This window comes from Pseudomonas sp. LS1212, from assembly GCF_024741815.1.
In the GTDB taxonomy this organism is placed as follows: domain Bacteria; phylum Pseudomonadota; class Gammaproteobacteria; order Pseudomonadales; family Pseudomonadaceae; genus Aquipseudomonas.
Genome location: NZ_CP102951.1, coordinates 728,044 through 746,596 on the forward strand (window position 1 = coordinate 728,044; position 18,553 = coordinate 746,596).

At 62.1% G+C, this 18,553-nt stretch carries 16 protein-coding genes; 5 read left to right on the forward strand and 11 right to left on the reverse strand.

Going from position 1 to position 18,553, the window contains the following annotated elements; genetic code table 11:
- Positions 1–236 precede the first annotated feature (236 nt).
- The 3 genes from nudE to NVV94_RS03290 all read right to left on the reverse strand — a co-directional run bounded on the left by nudE (position 237) and on the right by NVV94_RS03290 (position 3,318).
- The gene (nudE, locus tag NVV94_RS03280; RefSeq protein ID WP_258445825.1) at positions 237–785 is read right to left on the reverse strand and encodes an ADP compounds hydrolase NudE; all 549 of its coding nucleotides are present in this window, start codon (positions 783–785) and stop codon (positions 237–239) included.
- A 232-nt stretch (positions 786–1,017) separates the two neighbouring features.
- Positions 1,018–2,148, reverse strand: a complete 1,131-nt coding sequence (locus NVV94_RS03285; RefSeq protein WP_258445826.1) for a helix-turn-helix transcriptional regulator — start codon at positions 2,146–2,148, stop codon at positions 1,018–1,020.
- 126 nt (positions 2,149–2,274) lie between these two features.
- Positions 2,275–3,318 carry an aromatic ring-hydroxylating dioxygenase subunit alpha gene (locus NVV94_RS03290; protein ID WP_258445827.1) on the reverse strand — a complete coding sequence of 348 codons (1,044 nt, stop codon included), beginning with the start codon at positions 3,316–3,318 and terminating at the stop codon, positions 2,275–2,277.
- Positions 3,319–3,507: 189 nt separating this feature from the next.
- Here NVV94_RS03290 and NVV94_RS03295 point away from each other — a divergent pair, with 189 nt between their 5' ends.
- The 3 genes from NVV94_RS03295 to NVV94_RS03305 are packed head-to-tail and all read left to right on the forward strand — an operon-like array spanning position 3,508 to position 6,384.
- Positions 3,508–4,347: an SDR family NAD(P)-dependent oxidoreductase gene (locus tag NVV94_RS03295; RefSeq protein WP_258445828.1), complete on the forward strand. Its 840-nt coding sequence runs from the start codon at positions 3,508–3,510 to the stop codon at positions 4,345–4,347.
- Positions 4,334–5,260, forward strand: coding sequence for an alpha/beta hydrolase (locus NVV94_RS03300; protein ID WP_258445829.1), 927 nt, complete (start codon positions 4,334–4,336; stop codon positions 5,258–5,260). Before NVV94_RS03295 ends, NVV94_RS03300 begins: the two co-directional genes overlap by 14 nt.
- Positions 5,257–6,384 carry a 3,4-dihydroxy-2-butanone-4-phosphate synthase gene (locus tag NVV94_RS03305; protein ID WP_258445830.1) on the forward strand — a complete coding sequence of 376 codons (1,128 nt, stop codon included), beginning with the start codon at positions 5,257–5,259 and terminating at the stop codon, positions 6,382–6,384. The genes NVV94_RS03300 and NVV94_RS03305 overlap by 4 nt, the downstream gene beginning before the upstream one ends.
- A gap of 120 nt (positions 6,385–6,504) precedes the next feature.
- Here the strand turns inward: NVV94_RS03305 and NVV94_RS03310 are convergent, their stop codons facing one another.
- The 3 genes from NVV94_RS03310 to NVV94_RS03320 are packed head-to-tail and all read right to left on the reverse strand — an operon-like array spanning position 6,505 to position 10,494.
- Entirely contained in the window at positions 6,505–7,455 is a 951-nt protein-coding gene (locus NVV94_RS03310; RefSeq protein WP_258445831.1) for a 5'/3'-nucleotidase SurE, read from the reverse strand.
- A gap of 55 nt (positions 7,456–7,510) precedes the next feature.
- Positions 7,511–8,893: a DUF1329 domain-containing protein gene (locus tag NVV94_RS03315; RefSeq protein WP_258445832.1), complete on the reverse strand. Its 1,383-nt coding sequence runs from the start codon at positions 8,891–8,893 to the stop codon at positions 7,511–7,513.
- 23 nt (positions 8,894–8,916) lie between these two features.
- Positions 8,917–10,494 (reverse strand): DUF1302 domain-containing protein, encoded by a 1,578-nt coding sequence (locus NVV94_RS03320; protein ID WP_258445833.1) that lies wholly within the window; start codon positions 10,492–10,494, stop codon positions 8,917–8,919.
- Positions 10,495–10,756: 262 nt separating this feature from the next.
- Here NVV94_RS03320 and NVV94_RS03325 point away from each other — a divergent pair, with 262 nt between their 5' ends.
- Positions 10,757–12,499, forward strand: a complete 1,743-nt coding sequence (locus tag NVV94_RS03325) for an FAD-dependent oxidoreductase (RefSeq protein ID WP_258445834.1) — start codon at positions 10,757–10,759, stop codon at positions 12,497–12,499.
- The gene (locus tag NVV94_RS03330) at positions 12,496–13,374 is read left to right on the forward strand and encodes an SDR family NAD(P)-dependent oxidoreductase (protein ID WP_258445835.1); all 879 of its coding nucleotides are present in this window, start codon (positions 12,496–12,498) and stop codon (positions 13,372–13,374) included. The genes NVV94_RS03325 and NVV94_RS03330 overlap by 4 nt, the downstream gene beginning before the upstream one ends.
- 123 nt (positions 13,375–13,497) lie before the next feature.
- Here the strand turns inward: NVV94_RS03330 and NVV94_RS03335 are convergent, their stop codons facing one another.
- The 5 genes from NVV94_RS03335 to NVV94_RS03355 form a co-directional block, all read right to left on the reverse strand.
- Complete coding sequence (locus tag NVV94_RS03335; RefSeq protein ID WP_258445836.1) at positions 13,498–15,063, reverse strand: FadD3 family acyl-CoA ligase; 1,566 nt, start codon at positions 15,061–15,063, stop codon at positions 13,498–13,500.
- 69 nt (positions 15,064–15,132) lie between these two features.
- Positions 15,133–15,879 carry an SDR family NAD(P)-dependent oxidoreductase gene (locus tag NVV94_RS03340; RefSeq protein WP_258445837.1) on the reverse strand — a complete coding sequence of 249 codons (747 nt, stop codon included), beginning with the start codon at positions 15,877–15,879 and terminating at the stop codon, positions 15,133–15,135.
- A 101-nt stretch (positions 15,880–15,980) separates the two neighbouring features.
- A complete protein-coding gene (locus NVV94_RS03345; protein WP_258445838.1) occupies positions 15,981–17,072 on the reverse strand; it encodes a ferredoxin--NADP reductase in 1,092 nt (363 codons plus the stop codon).
- Positions 17,073–17,085: 13 nt separating this feature from the next.
- Entirely contained in the window at positions 17,086–17,841 is a 756-nt protein-coding gene (locus NVV94_RS03350) for a glucose 1-dehydrogenase (protein WP_258445840.1), read from the reverse strand.
- A gap of 57 nt (positions 17,842–17,898) precedes the next feature.
- Positions 17,899–18,414 carry a flavin reductase family protein gene (locus NVV94_RS03355; RefSeq protein ID WP_258445841.1) on the reverse strand — a complete coding sequence of 172 codons (516 nt, stop codon included), beginning with the start codon at positions 18,412–18,414 and terminating at the stop codon, positions 17,899–17,901.
- Between the last annotated feature and the right edge of the window lie 139 nt (positions 18,415–18,553).

Here is an 18,553-nt window from a genome sequence, read left to right on the forward strand (position 1 = left end):
CAACTGCTGTTCATGCTGGCGCAGCTACTGAGGCCGGCTATGCGGTGGGGTTCATTCTTGAGTAATTGGCACAGGCCTGCAGAGCTGCCGGCGCAAAGGATGACTACAAAGGCGTAGGAACGGATTCGCATGGCGGGCCTCGGTGCTGATTTTATTGTTGTGAAATCACCCTATTGCCTTCGTCACAGAGCGGCCTCGTCCAAACGGACTATATGCGGCACAGTTCGATCAATGGCTCACACACGCCGGGCCAGAGCACCCATGGCCATGAACAGCGCCGCAATCGCCCTGGCTTCATGCAATTGGCCACAAGCGACCAGTTCGGGGATCTGCGCCAGGGGAACGCGGATGCACTCCAGCGGCTCGGGTTCGTCACCATCCAGCTGACAGGGGCTCAGGTTTTCGGCCAGTACCACCCGGTAGCGATGACACAGATGACCCGGCGCCAGGGTCAACTCGCCCAGCTCGCTGAGTCTTGCGGCCCGCAGGCCGACTTCTTCGCTGAGTTCACGTTGTGCCGCCTGCAGGTAGTCCTCATCCGGTTCGGCACCGCCCTTGGGCAGCCCCAGCACCGTCTTTTCCACACCCACGGCGTATTCGCGAACCATCAACACATGCAACGGATCGGGCATCGCCACCAGCATCACTGAGCGGTAGCCGGTCCCGCGCAAGCGCTCGTAGACGCGCTGTTGACCGTTGCTGAACTGCAGGTGCAGGGCTTCGATCTGGAAATGGCCGCTTTGGGCCAGTAGTTCGGTCTTGAGGATGGTTGGACAGTTGCGCATGTACAGGCCCCCGCGGTGGGGATGGTTGGGATGCCTACACTGTGCGCCGTGACATGGCGGTCGCCATCGTCCGAGCGGACGAGGTGGAAGCTGGTGCTAACCTAAGCAATCTCGGCTAAACACCAATCACTGTGGGAGCTGGCTTGCCAGCGATGCTGACGACGCGGTCTATCTGACCCACCGCGGTGATTCCATCGCTGGCAAGCCAGCTCCCACAAGGGCAGGAGCGGGGTCAGCCCAGGGTCGCCACGCTGCGCAGGATCAGGCGTACCAACATGGTCTGGCGGGTCACGCCGGTCTTGGAGAAGGTCGAACGCAGGTGCGCCCGCGAGGTGTTGCGGCTGATGCCCAGTTCTTCGGAGGCTTCGTCCAGGGTCAGGCCGTTGGCCAGCAACATGGCCAGCTGGGTTTCCGCCGGGGTGAAGTCGAACAATGCACGAACGATCTCTTGCGGGGCGGTGGATTGCTGTTCCGGGTCGCTGATGAAGATCACCACTGTCGGGCATTGCTTGCCTTCGCTCCAGGCCGACAGCGGTACCGAGCGCACGATGATGCCCAGGTCTGCGCGGCCGGAAGGCCGTTGCACGCGCAGGGCCTCAACCACCGAGGGGTTGCTGCTTTTCTGCGAGAGCAGCGACTGTTTAACCAGGCGGCGGAATTCCTGGGTGTCGCGCGCGGTGCCGACCTGCAGGCCGTCATTGACCAGCTTGATGCCGTCCTTCTCCTGGATCAGGCGATCGGCGACCTGGTTGGTCTGCAGCACTTTGCCGGCTTCATCAAGGATGATGGTGCCGACCGCCATCTGGTCCACTGCGCCGGAGTAGAGATTACGCTCGGCCTCGATGCGGTTGAGTTGCATATGGATCTTGATCGAGCGTTCCAGGTGCGGGATGAATTGCGCCAGCAAGGCCTTTTCCTCGTTGCCGAAGGCCTTGTCATCGCTACTGCGACTGATACGGATGCGGCACTGGGCGCCGTCGCAGGTATTGATGTCGGCACCGAGGATATGGAACACATTCACAGGCTCGAGGAAGCTCTTGTAGAACTCGGAGTTTTGCAAATCATCGTTGGAGATGAACTCGGCCAGGGTGGCGACCTGACGGTTGGGCAGGTCGACGAACGGATCGAGGGCGAAGAAGTGTTTGTTGTACGACGCGGTCGCCTCGGTCGAGGTACCGGTGGTGTTGACCATCAGCCCGTCCACGTGCGCGCTCGGCGGACGCAGGATGAAGGTCACGTACTTGCTGTCCAGGTGCACATTGAGCTGGTTGAGAAAGGTTGCCCAGGGAACGTTCTCCAGCGGCCCCTGATAGAGGTTGCCGACCAATTCACTGAATGTCTCGAGGCTGAGGGACTGCTGCATAGGAAGAACCGTTTTTATTATTAGCGTTGGCGATGGCCGAGAATAAGCGCCGCATCGACTCAGCGCAACGCTCTGGCTCAAGGCCTGACAGGCGGCAAGGGTTCCTGTCAGGCCCTGGCGCTGGTGTCAGACGCGCTCGCTGGCGCGCACGACAAAACGCTTGGTTTCTTCGACATCGACCGGCAGCGCAGCGACGTCGGTGTAGAAATGCTCGTACCAGCGGCGCAGTTGATACACCGGGCCGTCGCCGTCGCACAGCAGCGGGTTGTCGACCCGGGTCTTGCTGTGCCAGATGGCCACGTCTTCGTAGAAAGCCTCTTGCGCCTGCTGCACATAGGCCTTGGCCATCGCCTGGTTCTGCTCTTCGCTGAGCCCCGGGATCTTTTTCACCAGCACGCCGTAGCGCAGGGTGAAGCTGTTGAGGTCGATCGGCACGTGGCAGTTGAGCAGGATCGAATGAATTTCCTGGCCGTTCATCGCGCCGTTCATTTCGGTGATCTGATAGGCCGGGCCGAAGTAGGTCGCCTCAGTGCTCAGCACGCTGTCACCGGACAGGCGCTCACTGCGCGCGCGCATGATCTGGGTGGCCAAATGGCCCGCGAAGACGTTGCTGAACTCTTCGACCGGGGCGCCATGCACCGTGCCGAAGTGCGCCATGTCGGCGATGTTGTCGATCAATTCGCGGCAGTTGGTCCCGATTTGCAGCTCGGCGACTTCCCAGGCGGCCCATTCGTCGCTGAAGCAGGCGTCGATGCGTGGGATGCGCTGCTCGGCGATCGGCGGGTTGCCTTCAGGGTCGTTCCAGACGAACAGCAACTGGTTCTCTTCCATGATCGGCCAGCTTTTGACCTTGGCCCTTGGTGGAATGCGTTTGGCATAGGGAATGTCATCGCAGACGCCATCGGCGCCCCAGCGCCAGGCATGGAAAGGGCAACGGATCGAATTGCCTTCGACACAGCCGGAACTGAGGTCGGCGCCCATGTGCGGGCAATAGCCGTCGAGGATGTTCAGCTGCCCGTCATCGCCCTGGAAGGCCACCAGGCGGGTGCCGAACACGTCCAGGCGGTGCGCCTTGCCGTCGCGGTATTGCGCGGCCAGGCCCAGGCAGTGCCAGCCACGGGCATAACGGTCTTCCAGCAGTTTCGTTTCGATGCGGTGCAGGGTACTCATCTTGTTGTTCTCCGGAGGTATCACGGGTTGGGCTACCTCGGGCTCTGACTCAGGCAAGTCGGCGGGTAGCTTTAATGCACGTAATGGATTCTGCCGCCCCTGCGCAGGAGGGCATCGTCTGAATGGACGATGGCCGGTTAACTGATGGCGGCTCTACTGGTGCCATTGGACCAATGGCAGGAGTGGGCGATGAACAGTGAACTGGGGCGGGTAGCGGTAATCACCGGTGCCGCCAGCGGTATTGGCCGAGGGCTGGCCGAGCACGCAGCGAGCGTGGGTATGCGTCTGGTACTCGCCGATGTGGATGCCGTGGGCCTGCAAGTGCTCTGCGAGCAGTTGCGGGCAGCGGGCGCGCAGGCGATTGCCTGTGTCACCGATGTCGGTGATATCGCGCAGGTCGAGCGCTTGCGCGATACCGCCCTGGAGCGGTTTGGCAGCGTCGATTTGCTGTTCAACAACGCGGGAGTGATGCAAACCGGGTTCAGCTGGGAAATCAGCCCGCAACAATGGCAACGCATGCTCAACGTCAACCTGCTGGGGGTCATCAACGGGGTTCGCGTTTTCGTGCCACTGCTCCTGCAACAGGGGCGGGCGGCGCACGTGATCAACACCGCCTCGCTTGCCGGCCTGGTCAGCAGCCCGCTGATGGCGCCATACAACGTTACCAAGCAGGCAGTGGTCGCACTGTCGGAAACGCTGCATTACGAATTGGCCATGCTTGCAGCGACCGTATCGGTCTCGGTGCTTTGCCCAGGGCCGGTAGCCAGCGAAATCATGGCCTCGAACCAGACCGTGGGTGAGGCCGGCTCATCGTTCAGCCAATTGCTCGATAGCAGCATCCGCCAGGGCATGACCCCTCTGGAGCTGGCGGCGCAGGTGTTCGCTGCCATTGATGAAAAGCGCTTCTGGATCCTTCCGCACAAAGACTTCAAACCAGCGCTCGAGCGGCGCGTGCAGAGCATTCTCGAAGAAACCAACCCGCAGTTTCAGATGATCGACGTACAAGGAGACGCCCATGCCGCTCGATAGCCAGGTCGCTGCCGTGCTCCAGCAGTTCAGCGCTGTGCCGGAGCCCGATTACAGCCAGCTCGACGCCGCGCAGTATCGCCAGTTCGCCGACAACATGTTGCCGCCCATTCCGGGCGAGGCGATGGCCGAGGTTCGCGAGCTGCGCGTCGCAGGTGCTGCGGGCGAGCTGGATGCGCGCCTGTACCGGCCAGTGAATGAGGAAAACCTGCCGCTGCTGGTGTTTTTCCATGGCGGTGGTTTTGTCATCGGCACCCTTGATACCCATGACAATCTTTGTCGTTCCCTGGCAAGGCAAACCGGTGCAGTGGTTGTTTCGATTGCTTACCGGCTGGCACCGGAAGCCAGGTTTCCGGCGGCACCGCTCGATTGCTACGCGGCCACCTGCTGGCTGGTCGAACACGCCACGGAACTGGGTGTCGATGGTAGCCGCCTGGCCGTTGCCGGTGACAGCGCCGGGGGGAATCTGGCCATTGCCGTGAGCCGTCTGGCAGCGCAACGGCAGGTGCCGAAGATCAGTTACCAGTGCCTGTTTTACCCGGTGACCGATGGTGGTTGCGACAGCGGGTCTTACCAGGCCTTTGCTGAAGGCTATCTACTTTCGCGGGCAATGATGGCCTGGTTCTGGAGCCAGTATCTGGAAAATCCTGCACAGGTCGACGATCCCTTGGCCTCTGCGCTGCGTGCCGGTTCGCTTGCCGGGCTGCCCGCAACGACCTTGATCACCGCCGAGTTCGATCCCTTGCGTGACGAGGGCGAGGCGTTCGCCCATCGCTTGCAGGAGGCCGGCGTGCTAACCCGCATCGAGCGTTGCGATGGCATGGTTCACGGTTTTATCAGCATGGCGCCGTTTGTCGCGCGCGCCGCAGACGCATTGGCCGCCGCTGCCGCCGATGTTCGCAGGGCACTCAATTGAACGGCGCGGCGAGTCTGCAGTTCGACAGCGTGCCACAGCTGATCGAAGCCCTGCGTGCCGGCGCGAAAGTGGTGATTACCGATGACGAGCACAATGGCGAAGGCTCATTGCTGATGGCGGCCGAGCACGTCGATGCCACCGCTGTGACCTTCATGGCCGTGCAGGCGCGCGGTCTGATTTGCCTGGCCCTGACCGAGCAACGCTGTCGCCTGCTCGGGCTCGATTTGATGGTGCCGAACTCAAGGGCGCCGCATGGTATGGGCTTCACCCGTTCGATCGAAGCGGCGACGGGTGTGTCGACGGGGATCTCGGCTGCCGACCGGGCGCGTTCGATTCAGGTTGCGGTCGCCCCGAGCAGTGGGCCCAGCGACCTGGTCCAGCCCGGCCATATCTTTCCGGTGCAGGCACTGCCCGGTGGCGTCATGCAGCGGGCAGGGCATGTCGAAGCCGCCTGTGACCTGACCCGGCTGGCCGGCCTGCAACCGGCGGCAACCCTGGTGAGCATCCTCAATGAAGAGGGCGAGCTGGCGCGGGGGGCTGAGTTGCATACATTCGCCAGGCAACATGGGCTTCGCATCGGCAGTATTGCCGACCTGATCCACTACCGTATCTGTCACGAAGGGACCATCCAGCGCTCGGGCGTCTATCCCTTGCACACCCGCCACGGCGAATTCCAGGTCACGACCTACCAGGACACCTATCAGGGCCTCCTGCACCTGGCGCTGGTCAAAGGTCGCATCCAAAGTAGCGAAGCGACGCTGGTACGGGTACAAAGCATCGAGACGCTGCGCGATGTACTGGGTTGCGAGACCGAAGGTGGGCCGCAGCAGTGGAACCTGGAGCGCTCGCTGGCCAGCATCGCTGCGGCCGGCTGCGGCGTGGTGGTGTTGCTGGCGCAGCAGGAAACCCCGGAAGGGGTGCTCGAACAGTTGCGCCAGCGCAGCGGCGGCAAGCCACGGCCACCGCGGTTTCCACAGCGAACGCTGGGTGTCGGTGCGCAGATTCTGCGCGATCTGAATGTTCGCAAGATGCGTCTGCTCAGCTCGCCGGTTCCTTACAAGGCGGTGTCGGGCTTTGATTTGGAAGTGGCGGAGTTTGTCCCTTTTCAATCCCGACCGGAGTAAGCACCTCATGCCTCACGCCTTGGCAAAACGCTTCGGCCCGGTGTGCCATGCGCCGGGCGATGGAGGAGGGGGTTGACTATATCGCGATCGACCGCGCAAGCGGTCGCTAGCGATAGCTGATCAGGGGTTGATGCCCTGCAATATGTCCCGCGCCTGGTCTTGCAACGTCCCAGGCGCCGTCATGCTGCCATCGATCACCGTAATCACCGCATACCCCAGCCACAGCTGATAAGCATCGGCCTGCTGCTGTTCGGCAGTCGGCGTCGGAGGCGCAACCAGATTGGCGCGCACGATGCCATCGGCCCCGCGCTGAGATGTGAAGTTGACCCGGTCCCAGGTGCCAATCGGGGCATAACTGACGCCTTTGACTTCGGATGCAGCGAGGGCGGGATAGTTGATATTCAATCCGCTGGTGCCCGGCAAACCGAGGACGTTCAGTTGGCCCTTGGATTGTGCACCTGCAGCAACTGCCTTCTGGATAACCTTCACCGCGAACTGCGCGGTATCGTCCATGGCGTCGAGGGTTTTGCGGTAACCGGCTTTCTGATCGCGCATGATCAGATCCATGTCGATCGCAGTAGATACCGCCACCGCCGGTACGCCCTTGAACATGGCGCGTACGGCAGCGTTGAGGGTGCCGGACATTTGCGTCAGGGGGCCGACGTTCTCGCCAAAATTGGTGCCCGATACCACCAGGTCCGGCCGGTTGTCCTTGAGCAACACATCAAGGCCAACGTTGACTGCATCCACCGGTGTACCGATGGCGGAGGTCTTGCCCGCGGGCGGGGCATAACCCTCAGGTGGGCCGACGCAGAATTTGTGCGCTTCAAGTTCGGTGACGGCCAGGGCTTGCCCGGGGCTGACCACGCTGGCGGCGCTGATGCCACTGCTGTCGTTCAATGGGCCGACCAGTGTCACTTGATGACCGGCAGCACTCAGCGCCTGGTACATCGCATTGATGCCCGGGGCGCGGCAGCCATCATCGTTGGTCAGGAGGATATTCAAGGCATTGGCCTGCAGCGTGAGGCCGGCACTGGCTACGGCGATAACGCCAGTGAGCAGTTTATTCATGGGTGTCTCCGAGGGTTCGCACCCCGGCCGAACGAGTCGGCCGGGGCGGCGAGGTTTAGCGAGTACCGAGCTTGCGCAGGTTGCCGGCGGTGAAGTCGTCGTCGACGAAATTGCTGGCATTGAGCTTGGCAGGTTTTTGATCGACCAGCATGCGGTCAACCAGGTAAGAGCCTGCGATCAGGTCGTGGTAGATGCCGAGGCGGGCATGGAAGCGCTCGATGTCGTAGGCGTAGATCGAGGTTTGCATGTTGGTGCGCCACAGTTGCCCACGGCTGTCGTAGTTGTCGGCCAGAGTGGCTGCCCAGCTGTCCTCGTCGAGGTAAATCACCCGCTTGGCATAAATATGCCGTGCGTTGGGCTTGAGCGTGGCCTGCAGCACCCACACGCGGTGTTTCTCGTAGCGCATGACCTCCGGATTGATGTGACCTGTGGTGGACAGGACCTGGTCGGGGGTCACGGTTGGATCGTCGACCTTGTAGTTGTTGTACGGGATATAGACCTCTTTCTTGCCGACGATGGACCAGTTGTAGCGGTCCGGCGCGCCGTTGAACAAGCGGTCTTCGTCATAGACCCGGAAGCCTCCCGCACCGCTTGGCGAATCGTAGCCGACGGTAGGCGCGCGGCGTACGCGGCGTTGGCCAGGGGTGTATTGCCAGGCTTGTCGAGGTTCGGCGGTGGCGTTGATGAACTCGTGACCTACGACGATCTCACCCTTTTTGCGTACCGGCTCCAGGGTGGTGAGCAAAAAGTTCGAGAGGATGCCACCGGACGTATCCAGGGTTTTCTGCGGGTCGGACCACACCGAAAAAATCTTGTAGTCCACCTTTTCCATCACCCGGTTTTTGTCGGGATAGATCACTGCCTGCTGGTACACGGCCTCTTCGGTCTTGGCGCGCCCTTGCATGGTGTGGTTGAAGATCAGTTCGTTGCCGCTCTTCGGAATCGGGAAGGGCGAGGCACCGAAGGCGTTGCTGGTGTCGTTGCCGTCGTTGGTGACTTCCGCGTTGACGGCGTTTTTCTTGATGTTCTCTTCACTGATCTGATCGAGACGGAAGTCGCGATGGCTTGGGTACACCGGCATCTTGAACGAGTCCGGATAGCGTTTGAGCAGTGCTTTTTGACCATCGGTGAGATTGGCGGCGTACTGGTCCATGTTTTGGGCGGTGATCGTGAACAGTGGTTTTTCAGCGGCGTACGGGTCCGGGTAAGGCGTGCCGGCGCCGGCGAATTTGAGCTGCGGCGGCAGGCCGCGCCATTTGCCACTCCAGGCTGGAATGCTGCCGTCGGCGTTGCCGGCTTTTTCGGCGCCGATCGGGGTCAGGTCCTGACCCAGGCGAGCGGCTTCGTCGTTGCTGACTTTGGCCTGCAGAGCCAGGCTGCTGCCGAGCAGGGCCACGGCCAGGGTAGTGCGCAACCATGTGTGGGTGATTCTAGACATGCTGTGCTCCTCCATCAGGGGCTTCAGAACCGGTACTTGAAGTTGAGGGCGACGTTGTCGCGGTCAGCCAGGGGGGCATTGTTGGCGTTGCCAAGGTAAGCGTTGTAACGGGCCTCCACGGTGAAGTTGCCGAGGTAGCGCCAAGAGCTGCCGATGCTCGCGCGGTCGTCGCCCTGGCCGGAGTTGATCGAACCGACCAGGGCACTGTCGTGCTGCGCGGCAGTGCTGTAGGTGACCGGCACAGACATGTCCCAACCGCTGAACACGTTGTTGTAGTCGAAGGTCGCCTGCACGGTGTAACCCCAGGCATCGCGGTCGTAGACCAGGCTGTCGGTACCCGGCAGTGTGAAACCTGGCGCCAGGGTCACCGGCGCAGACTCGTCGTTGTCGAGCACGGTGTTGTAGACCAGCTCGCCGACCAGGGTGGTGTTGTCTGCCCAGGATGTAGGGCCAACCACGTGAATCATCGAGACCTGGCTTTGCAGGGTCTCGCCGCGAACGGGGCTGGAGAAACCGTTGTCGACCATGACCGACGCACCGTCGCGGTAGCTGACTTCACCGGCGATGCTGGTGGAGCCCAGCACGGTCGAGAAGCTGGCGCCGTATTGGTCGATCTTGTCGAAGTAACGCACCCGGTAGCGGCCCAGGTCACTTTGGAAATCCAGCGACGGGGTCTTGTCGTGGTAGCGCGAGTAGTAGACGCCGAACTCGGTGTTGTTCAGCGACTCGGCCGAGTAGGTGAAGGCCAGACCGTACTGGCCGCTGTCGCTGGGCTTGTCGTCCTTGAGACGGGTCAGGAAGCCGGTGGAGTCGTTAAAGCCGCCCTCGTCGATGAAGTCGGTGGTGGAGAAGTAGCTGCCGACACCGAACAGTTCGGTCTTCTCCCACTTGTATTGGTAGTAGGCCTGCACATCGAGGGCATCGGTCAGGCTGAACTGGCCGAAGATCTGGCCGACCGGCAGCAGGATCTCCTTGACCTCGACCCCGGGGGTAGTCGACTTGGTCGCATCCACCGGGCTCTGCGCGGCAGAGATGCCAGGGTAGAACAAGCTTTCACCCCAGCTCACGACCTGATCGCCAGCGCGCACGTTGAGGCTGTGCCCACCGACGTCCCAGTTGCCATAGACGTAAGCGTCGAGCAGGCGCAAGTCGTCGCGGTGCTGGTCGATGGTGTCCTGGGCGAAGCGGTCGGCACGGCTGCAGATGCCACCGGCGAAGCAGTTCGAAGTGCCGGTGTTGTTGTCATTGCCCTGGTCGTAGACGTTGTCGTAGAAGCCCGCCGCACGAATGAACATGCCGTAATCGGTACGCCACTTGATGTTGGCTTCGGTCAGAAAGCCTGCGCGGTTGTTGATCAGGCTGCCTTTGTCGAAGGCGTTGTCGCCGTCGTTGCCGTTGGCGTTGGCGACCAATTTGTGATCGCGGTCTTCGGTACGCCAGGCCAGGCTGTAAGTCAGCGTGGTATCCCAATCGACGCTGAGGTCGTCGCTCGGTTGAAAAGACATTGCGCTGGCCTGGCTACCCAGCCCCCCCGCCAGCAACAGCATGGCCATGCGTATGCAAGTGTTAAGTGGTTGTGGGGCGATTGTTGTTTTTATCATGTCGTCCTCATGCCGCGGTCAGGCCAGCCCGACCTGCAGTTCAGGGTTGGGAAGTGAAGCTGGGGCGACTATGGAGTCACGCGCCAGGCGCAACATCGTCCAAGCGGACTAAGCAATATTTGTGTGGCGCGCACGGCTGCGTCTTAGTCCCATCGGACGATGACCACCCAGGCGAGCGAGGCGAACAATCCCGACAACGACCGCACCCGGCCAAGCGCCGATAGCGGCTTCTTGTCAGTTGGCCCGCAGGGGAGGTGATCGCATGAATGATGCCGAGATCAAATGGGATGAATGCTGCGATGTGTTGGTGATCGGCTCGGGGGCGGGCGGGATGACCGCCGCGCTGCGCGCCCACGATCTTGGCCTCAATGCATTGGTGATTGAAAAGAGCGCCGAATACGGTGGCACTTCGGCGGTGTCCGGTGGCGGCATCTGGATCCCCAATAATCACCGTATCAGTGCCCTTGGCGGCAGCGATTCAGCCGAGGAGGCGATCGCCTATATCAAGGCCGTGACCCACGGCGAGATCGACGACGGGCGCATCGAGGCCTATGTCGAACATGGCCGCGAGATGGTCGAGTACCTCGAACAGCACACCCGTGTGCACTTTGAAGCGCAACCCAAATATGCCGATTACTACCCTGAGGTGGCCGGCGGCAAACCGGGCTACCGCTCCATGGACCCCAAGCCGTTCGACGCCGCCGCGCTGGGCGAAGAATTCCTGCGCATGCGTGCACCTTCACCCGGCACCTTGATGATGGGGCGCATGGCTATGACCATGAAGGAAGCACAAGTCTTGCTCTGCCGGGGCAAGGGTTGGCTGGGGCTGACCTTGCGCGTGATGTGGCGTTACTGGCGTGACCGCGAAGGGCGAAAATTGTCGCGCCGCGATCGCTTCCTGACTCTGGGCAACGCCTTGATCGGTGCACTGCGTTGCTCTTTGCTCGACCGTGGGTCGCCGCTCTGGTTCAACTGTTCGCTGCAAGAGCTGATCATCGTCGGCGAGCGGGTCGGCGGTGCGCGAGTTTGTCGCGACGGGCAGACGTTCAACATCAAGGCGCGTCATGGCGTGATCGTCGCTGCCGGTGGTTTCGAGCGTAACCAGGCGATGCGCGCGCAGTACCATCCGCAGCCTTCGCAATCGAGCTGGAGTGCAACGCCACCGAACAATACCGGCGACGGCATACGGGCAGGGCAGGCCATTGGTGCCCGCACGGCATTGATGAGCCACAGTTGGTGGGCACCAACGACCCATGTGCAGGGCGAGGAGAAACAGCGTGCGTTGTTTGTCGAGCGCACCTTGCCTGGCTGCATCCTGGTCAACTCCGCTGGCGAGCGCTTCGTCAACGAGGCTGCGCCTTACACCGATATCGTCTACGCGATGTACGCCAACAACCGTGAAGGTGCGGTAAGCGTGCCGTGCTGGATGGTGTTCGACGCCGAGTTCCGTCGCAAATACCCCTGTGGTGCATTGCTGCCGGGTTATGCCCAGCGTGATTGGCAATTGCCCAAACATCTGCGCGACTACTTTCACAAGGCCTCCAGCCTGCCGGCGCTGGCAGCGAAAATCGGCGTCGATGCCGCAGGCCTGTCGCGTAGCGTGCAGCGCTTCAATGGCATGGCGGTGCGGGGTGTCGATGAAGATTTTCGCAAGGGTGATTCGTTGTTCGATCGCTATTACGGCGACCCCAATGTGCAACCCAATCCTTGCTTGGCGCCATTGCTCAAGGGACCGTTCTACGCGGTCCGCATCGATGCCGGCGACATCGGCACCAAGGGTGGCCTGCTGACCGATGTGCATGCCCGTGTGCTGCATGAAAACGGGCAGCCGATCGCTGGCCTGTACGCGATCGGCAACAGCGCCGCCTCGATGATGGGCCGAACGTATCCAGGGGCCGGCTCCACCATTGGTCCGGCAATGACCTTCGGCTACCGGGCCGCCAATCACATCAAGAACCAGTGCCAGAGCCAACCGGCCAAGGCCTTGTCCAGGAGTAGCAGATGAATACAGAACGCAGTCAGGTTGCCGTCGTTACCGGCGCCAGCCGTGGTGTCGGCCAGGGCATCGCCCTGGCGCTCGGCGCCGCTGGCATGACCGTCTATGTCACCGGGCGTGCCCCGGAGCAAGGTGGTTCTAACTTGTATGGGCGTGCCCTCAACGGTTCGCTGCAAGAGACGGCAGCGGCTATTACCGCTGCCGGTGGCCGTGGCATCGCCGTAATCTGTGACCATGGCGACGATGCCCAGGTGCAGGCGCTGTTCGCCCAGGTCGAGCGCGAGTGCGGGCACCTGGATTTGCTGGTCAACAATGCAGCCTTTATCCATGACCAGTTGATCGAGCCGGGACCGTTCTGGGAAAAGCCGCTGGACCTGGTGCGCATTCTCGATGTCGGGCTGCGCTCGGCTTATGTCGCCAGTTACCATGCCGCACCGCTGCTGCTGCGCAGCGAGCGTGCACTAGTGTGTTTTACTTCGTCGTTCGGCGCCGGTTGCTATATGCACGGGCCGGCTTATGGCGCGCAGAAAGCCGGCTGCGACAAGTTGGCGGCAGACATGGCCATCGATTTCGAAAACCGTGGGGTGGCTGCGCTGTCACTCTGGCTCGGTCCGCAACTGACTGAACGCACGCGCATTGCCGGTGAGCAGCATGGTGAGCAGTACAAGGCCTTTTTGGCCCACGCGGAAACCCCGGAGTTCAATGGCCGGGTGATTCATGCGCTGCTCAATGATCCGCAGTTGATGGAGTATTCAGGGCAGACGTTGATTACTGCCGAGATTGCGCCGGGGTATGGGATCAGTGAGGCCGAGGGGCGCCAGCCGCCTTCGCATCGGGCGATGCTGGGGGATCCGCGATTGCAGCATCCTGCTCGGGTGACTTGAGCCTGCCTCATCGCTGGCAAGCCAGCTCCCACAAAGGGCCAGGCTTGCCGCACCAAGTGTGAACAACCTGGGCCACTGTGGGAGCTGGCTTGCCAGCGATAGGGCCCTCAAGGCAGAGCAGATCTAAACCAACTCGCGCAACGCATTCTTGGTCACCTTGCCCGCCGCATTCAGCGGCATGGCCTCCAGCACCTGCACCCGACGCGGCACCTTGTAGTTGGCCATCTGTTCCCGACACCAGGCGATGAACTGCACCTGATCGATTACCTGGCCTGGCGCCGGCAGCAGGAAGGCCATGGCCACCTCACCCATGCGTTCGTCGGGAATACCGATCACCGCCGCCTGGGCAACGCCCGGGTAGTGCAGCAGGCACTGCTCGATCTCCGCCGGATAGACGTTGAAGCCGCCAGTGATGAACATGTCCTTGAGGCGGTCGGTGATGCGCAGGTAGCCGTCTTCGTCGAGCACCCCGATGTCGCCGGTATGCAGCCAGCCCTCGGCATCGAGAATTTCCTGGCTGGCATGCGGGTCGTTGAGATAGCCCAGCATCAGGTTGTAGCCGCGTATCAGCACTTCGCCGGGCACGTTGGCCGGTTGGGTTCGGCCAGTGTTGCTCACGCAGCGGACCTCGACGCCTGGCATCGCGCGACCACTGGTGGTGGCGACCCGCTCCGGCGAATCGCCGGGACGGCAAATGGTGGCAAAGCCACAGACTTCGGTGAGGCCGTAGGCGGTGACGATGGTGGCAAAGCCCAGCTCGTCGCGCATGCGCCGGACCATTTCCACAGGAATCGCCGCTGCCCCGGTCACGGCCACCCGCAGCGAGGACAGATCGTACTCACCGCGTTGCGGATGGGCGAGCAGTGATTGATAGAGGGTCGGTGGCCCGGGCAGTACCGTGATGCGTTCACGCTGCACGCACTCGAGCACGGCCTGCACATCGAATACCTGCTGCGGCACGATGGTGCAGCCGCGCATCAGCGCTGCCAGCCAACCGGCCTTGTAGCCAAAGGAATGGAAGAACGGATTGACGATCAGGTAGCGATCGCCCTCGCGCAGGCCGACCACTTCACTCCAGTCCCGCACAATGCGCAGGTTTTGCCCATGCTGGGTCATGACGCCCTTGGGCTTGCCGGTGGTGCCTGAAGTGAACAGCAGATCGGACAGTGCGTGCGGCCCAACGCCCTGCTCTCGGGTTTGCAGGGCGGCCTCGGGAACCTCGGCGGCAAGGGCGAGAAAATCGTCCCAGGCCAACGTGTCCGGCCCGCTGCCGCGCAGGCTGACGATGCGGCGCAGGTCCGGCAGATCTTCCGCTGCCAGCATGCGCGGGTAATCGGTACCGAGGAATTCACCGATGACGAACAGTACGCTGGTGCCGCTCTCGCGCAAGATATAGCCAGCTTCGGTCCCCTTCATCCGCGTATTGAGCGGCACCAGGGCGGCGCCGATACTCTGCAAGGCGCCGGCGGCGACGATCCATTCCCAGATGTTCGGCGCCCAGACGGCCACTCGGTCCCCGGCCTGCACGTTCAGCGCCAGCAGGGCACGGGCGGCCTGCTGGCGCAGTTGATCGAGTTGCCGGTAGCTGATTCGTCGCCCCGCGTCGTCGATGGCCAGGCTGTCGCCATAGGCCAGGGCTGCGTTGGCGAACAATTGCGCGATGGTCAGAGCGTTTTCGACGGGCGGCATGGTGCCTCCTCAGCAGAGGATGAATACGGAAGGGAAAAGGCCGGGCAGTGCGCCCGGCCGGAGGCGCACTCAGGCGGCGGGCGGAGCGAAACGGCGACCGGCGGAGAAACCGCCATCGACCGCAATCATTTGCCCGCTGACGAAGGAAGACTCGTCCGAGGCCAGGAACAACGCAACGTTGGCCACCTCTTCCGGTTGACCGGAGCGGTTGAGCATATGTTGCGAAGCGAAGAAGGCGTGGAAGGCTTCCTGTTCGCGGACCATGGTGGTCATCGGCGTTTCGATCAGGCCCGGGCACAGGCCGTTGACGCGGATATTGGCGTAGCCGTAGTCGATGGCCATGGAGCGGGTCAGTTGATTGATCCCGCCCTTGGAGACGTTATAGGCGACGTTACCGTCGCAGCCCTGCAGGCCGAAGATCGAGCCGATATTGATGATCGAACCGCTGCGCTGGGATTGCATCTGCGCCAGCACGTACTTGCTGGTGAGCATGCTGCCGGTCAGGTTGATGTCCAGTACCCGTTGCCAGCTGGCGGTGCTGGTCTGGGTTACGCTGCCCTGGTCGGCGACGCCGGCGGCGTTGACCAGTACATCGATGCGGCCGAAGCGGCTGATGACTTCGTTCATCACCTGCTGGACCTGCGCTTCATCGCGCACGTCCAGGGTCATGAACAGGCCAGGGAAATCCGCCGGTGCATTGCCGATGTCCAACCCCACAACCTGCGCACCTTCAGCGACGAAGCGGCGTACGCATGCCAGGCCGATACCCGACGCACCGCCTGTGACGACCGCGACCTTGTTCTGCAAACGAGCCATAACTGAACCTCTTTTATTGTTGTGGGCCATGTTCCTGTTGCCGAGTCTAACTCCGGGTCAACCTTGAGTGATCGTCCGTTGAGACTATTGGCTAAACGGCTTTAGTCCGGGAACTTCAGCCATACCCGGGCACCGGTCGGGCGGCTCTGGCAGGCCAGGGTCCATCCCTCGGCCAGCTCCTTGGCACTAAGCACGTCATTGCGTGCCAATTGGGTTTCGCCTTCCCGGATGGTGCACATGCACGCACCACAAAAGCCTTCTTCGCAGGACGAAGGGACGTCCAGGCCTGCGGCCTTGCAGCTCTGCAGGAGAGTATCGCCAGGGCGACAGGCAATCTCGTGGCGATGACCATCGAGCTCGACGATCAAGGCCTCGCACGCCGAGTTGGCCGCTGCAGCGCGCGCCAGGGCTTCTTGCGCCTGCACTTCATCAGGATCAGGCGGAGAAACGAAGCGCTCGACATGGATACGCTCGGCGGCCTCGCCCAGGCCAAGCAGCGTGCGCTCCACGGTGTCCATGAACGGGCCGGGACCGCAAATGAAATAGTCGCCGGCACTGTGTCCGCGAACCAGTTGGCGCACCTGCGCGTCAGTCAGAAACCCCTGCACGGAATCGAGTACGTGCACCACTTCCAGTTGCTCAGGGTTGTCCCTGGCGAGCTGGCGCAATTGGTCGCGGAAAATCACCGAGGCTTCGTCGCGGTTGGCGTAGATAAGCTTGATCGGTCGCGCACTGGTCTGCAGCGACGACTTGAGAATGGAGAAAACCGGTGTGATGCCTGAACCGCCACCAAAGAGAACCAGCGGTTTTTCGCTGTCCGTTTGACGCTCGTCCAGATAGAAGTGCCCGGCCGGTGGCAGCACTTCCAGCCAGTCACCGACCTGCACCTGCTGGTTCATCCAGTTCGAGACCCGGCCGCCGTCGACCCGTTTGATCGTCACCTTGGGCCTGGCATCGCACACCGGCGAGCTGGCCATGGAGTAACAGCGGGTCAACAGCTTGCCGGCGCAGGGCACGCGAAAGCTCAAGAACTGTCCCGGCTTGTAGCGAAAACGCTCGTGCAGCTGTTCCGGTACTTCGAGCACCAGCGAGCGGGCATCGGCGGTCTCAATGATCACCTCGCTGACTTGCAGGCGGTAACTCCCGCTCGCCGATTGCTCAGCCGGGTTCAGGTTCAGCTGTTGCGTGCCCATAGTCACCTCTACCTCAGATCCCGCTGATCAGTTGCGCGTTGTCGACACGAATCTCGGCGCCGTTGACGAAGCGCGACTCATCGGCTGCGAGGAACAGTACAACGTTGGCGATGTCCCGGGGCGCGCACATGCGGTTCATGGGGTCCTGATCCAGCAGTTCCTGGGAGATCGGCTGGCCACCGGCCAGGGCCTGGGTCATCGGCGTGTTGACGCCGTCCGGGTGCACGCTGTTGCAGCGGATGCGATAACCCTGCTGTTTGCAGTGCAGTGCAATGGAGCGAGTCATTGCCGCCACCGCGCCCTTGGAGGCGGAGTAGGCGCAGAACATCGGCATCGCGCCCAGCGCCGCGACCGAAGACATGTTGATGATCGAGCCGCCACCGGTTTCCTTCATGGCTTCGATGGCGTACTTGCAACCGAGAAAGTAACCGTCGCCATTGATCTTCTGCACCTTCTGCCACAGCTCCAGGGTGGTGTCCTCGATGCTGGCCATCGCGAGTATGGCGGCGTTGTTGACCAGCACATCCAGGCGACCGAAGTGTTGCACGGTGGTCTTGATCACCTGTTGCCAATCGCTTTCGCTGGCAATGTCATGGCGGATGAACAGGGCATTACTACCGATCTCGGCGGCCACCTGGCGACCGGCTTCTTCGTTGAGGTCGGTGAGCACTACCTTGGCGCCTTCGCGGGCCAGCAGCAGGGCGTCTTCACGGCCGATGCCGCTGGCGGCGCCGGTGACGATGCAAACTTTACCTTCTACACGTTGCATTGTTGTTCTCCTGATCGTGCGGTTTGAAAGTCGGCGTGGTCCGCCATAAGGCTGGCCTTAGCCGGCTGCTGCGAGAGAGGGGGCGGGTGCAGCGGTCGTGGTGTAACTGCCGTCGAGATAGACCAGTGGGGTAATGGTGGCGCTGGTGTGAATCTGCAGGATGCGACCGATGAAGACAGTGTGGGTGCCGTAGCTGAACTGGCCGTCCTGGCGGCAGAGGATCGCCGACTGGGCGTCGCCCAGATACGGAATGCCTTGGGCACTGGTCAGCCAGTTGCCGCGGCCGAAGCGTGCCTCGCCCTTGATTGCGCCGCTGCACAGGTGCGCCAGGTCCTGTTGCTCGAGCCCAAGGATGTTCACGCAGAAGTCTGCACCGGCCTCGAGGGCGGCATGCGGCGAAGCGGTCTTGTTCACGCAGATCAGCAGCGATGGCGGCTCGGTGCTCAGCGAGTCGACCGCCGTGGCCGCCATGGCGAAACGCTCGGTGCCGTTGCTGGTGCTGATTATGGTGACTGACTTGGCCAGGCGGCGCATGGCCTGGAGCATGTCGGCTTTCAGATTGACGTCATTCATCGCACGGCCCTCTCGTTGTGCATGGAGTGGGATGAATTCTTGCAATGACGTCCAGCGGCAACATCGTCCGAGGGGACTAGTCGCCCCTCACAAGGGCACGCATGGTCCGTTTGAGGGATGTTCGCGCGTGCGTGCGTTG

Bases quoted from the DNA above. Each gene is read 5' to 3' on its own strand.
- nudE (WP_258445825.1), bottom strand. From the start codon at position 785: ATGCGCAACTGTCCAACCATCCTCAAGACCGAACTACTGGCCCAAAGC.
- NVV94_RS03285 (WP_258445826.1), bottom strand. From the start codon at position 2,148: ATGCAGCAGTCCCTCAGCCTCGAGACATTCAGTGAATTGGTCGGCAAC.
- NVV94_RS03290 (WP_258445827.1), bottom strand. From the start codon at position 3,318: ATGAGTACCCTGCACCGCATCGAAACGAAACTGCTGGAAGACCGTTAT.
- NVV94_RS03295 (WP_258445828.1), top strand. From the start codon at position 3,508: ATGAACAGTGAACTGGGGCGGGTAGCGGTAATCACCGGTGCCGCCAGC.
- NVV94_RS03300 (WP_258445829.1), top strand. From the start codon at position 4,334: ATGCCGCTCGATAGCCAGGTCGCTGCCGTGCTCCAGCAGTTCAGCGCT.
- NVV94_RS03310 (WP_258445831.1), bottom strand. From the start codon at position 7,455: ATGAATAAACTGCTCACTGGCGTTATCGCCGTAGCCAGTGCCGGCCTC.
- NVV94_RS03315 (WP_258445832.1), bottom strand. From the start codon at position 8,893: ATGTCTAGAATCACCCACACATGGTTGCGCACTACCCTGGCCGTGGCC.
- NVV94_RS03320 (WP_258445833.1), bottom strand. From the start codon at position 10,494: ATGATAAAAACAACAATCGCCCCACAACCACTTAACACTTGCATACGC.
- NVV94_RS03325 (WP_258445834.1), top strand. From the start codon at position 10,757: ATGAATGATGCCGAGATCAAATGGGATGAATGCTGCGATGTGTTGGTG.
- NVV94_RS03330 (WP_258445835.1), top strand. From the start codon at position 12,496: ATGAATACAGAACGCAGTCAGGTTGCCGTCGTTACCGGCGCCAGCCGT.
- NVV94_RS03335 (WP_258445836.1), bottom strand. From the start codon at position 15,063: ATGCCGCCCGTCGAAAACGCTCTGACCATCGCGCAATTGTTCGCCAAC.
- NVV94_RS03340 (WP_258445837.1), bottom strand. From the start codon at position 15,879: ATGGCTCGTTTGCAGAACAAGGTCGCGGTCGTCACAGGCGGTGCGTCG.
- NVV94_RS03345 (WP_258445838.1), bottom strand. From the start codon at position 17,072: ATGGGCACGCAACAGCTGAACCTGAACCCGGCTGAGCAATCGGCGAGC.
- NVV94_RS03350 (WP_258445840.1), bottom strand. From the start codon at position 17,841: ATGCAACGTGTAGAAGGTAAAGTTTGCATCGTCACCGGCGCCGCCAGC.
- NVV94_RS03355 (WP_258445841.1), bottom strand. From the start codon at position 18,414: ATGAATGACGTCAATCTGAAAGCCGACATGCTCCAGGCCATGCGCCGC.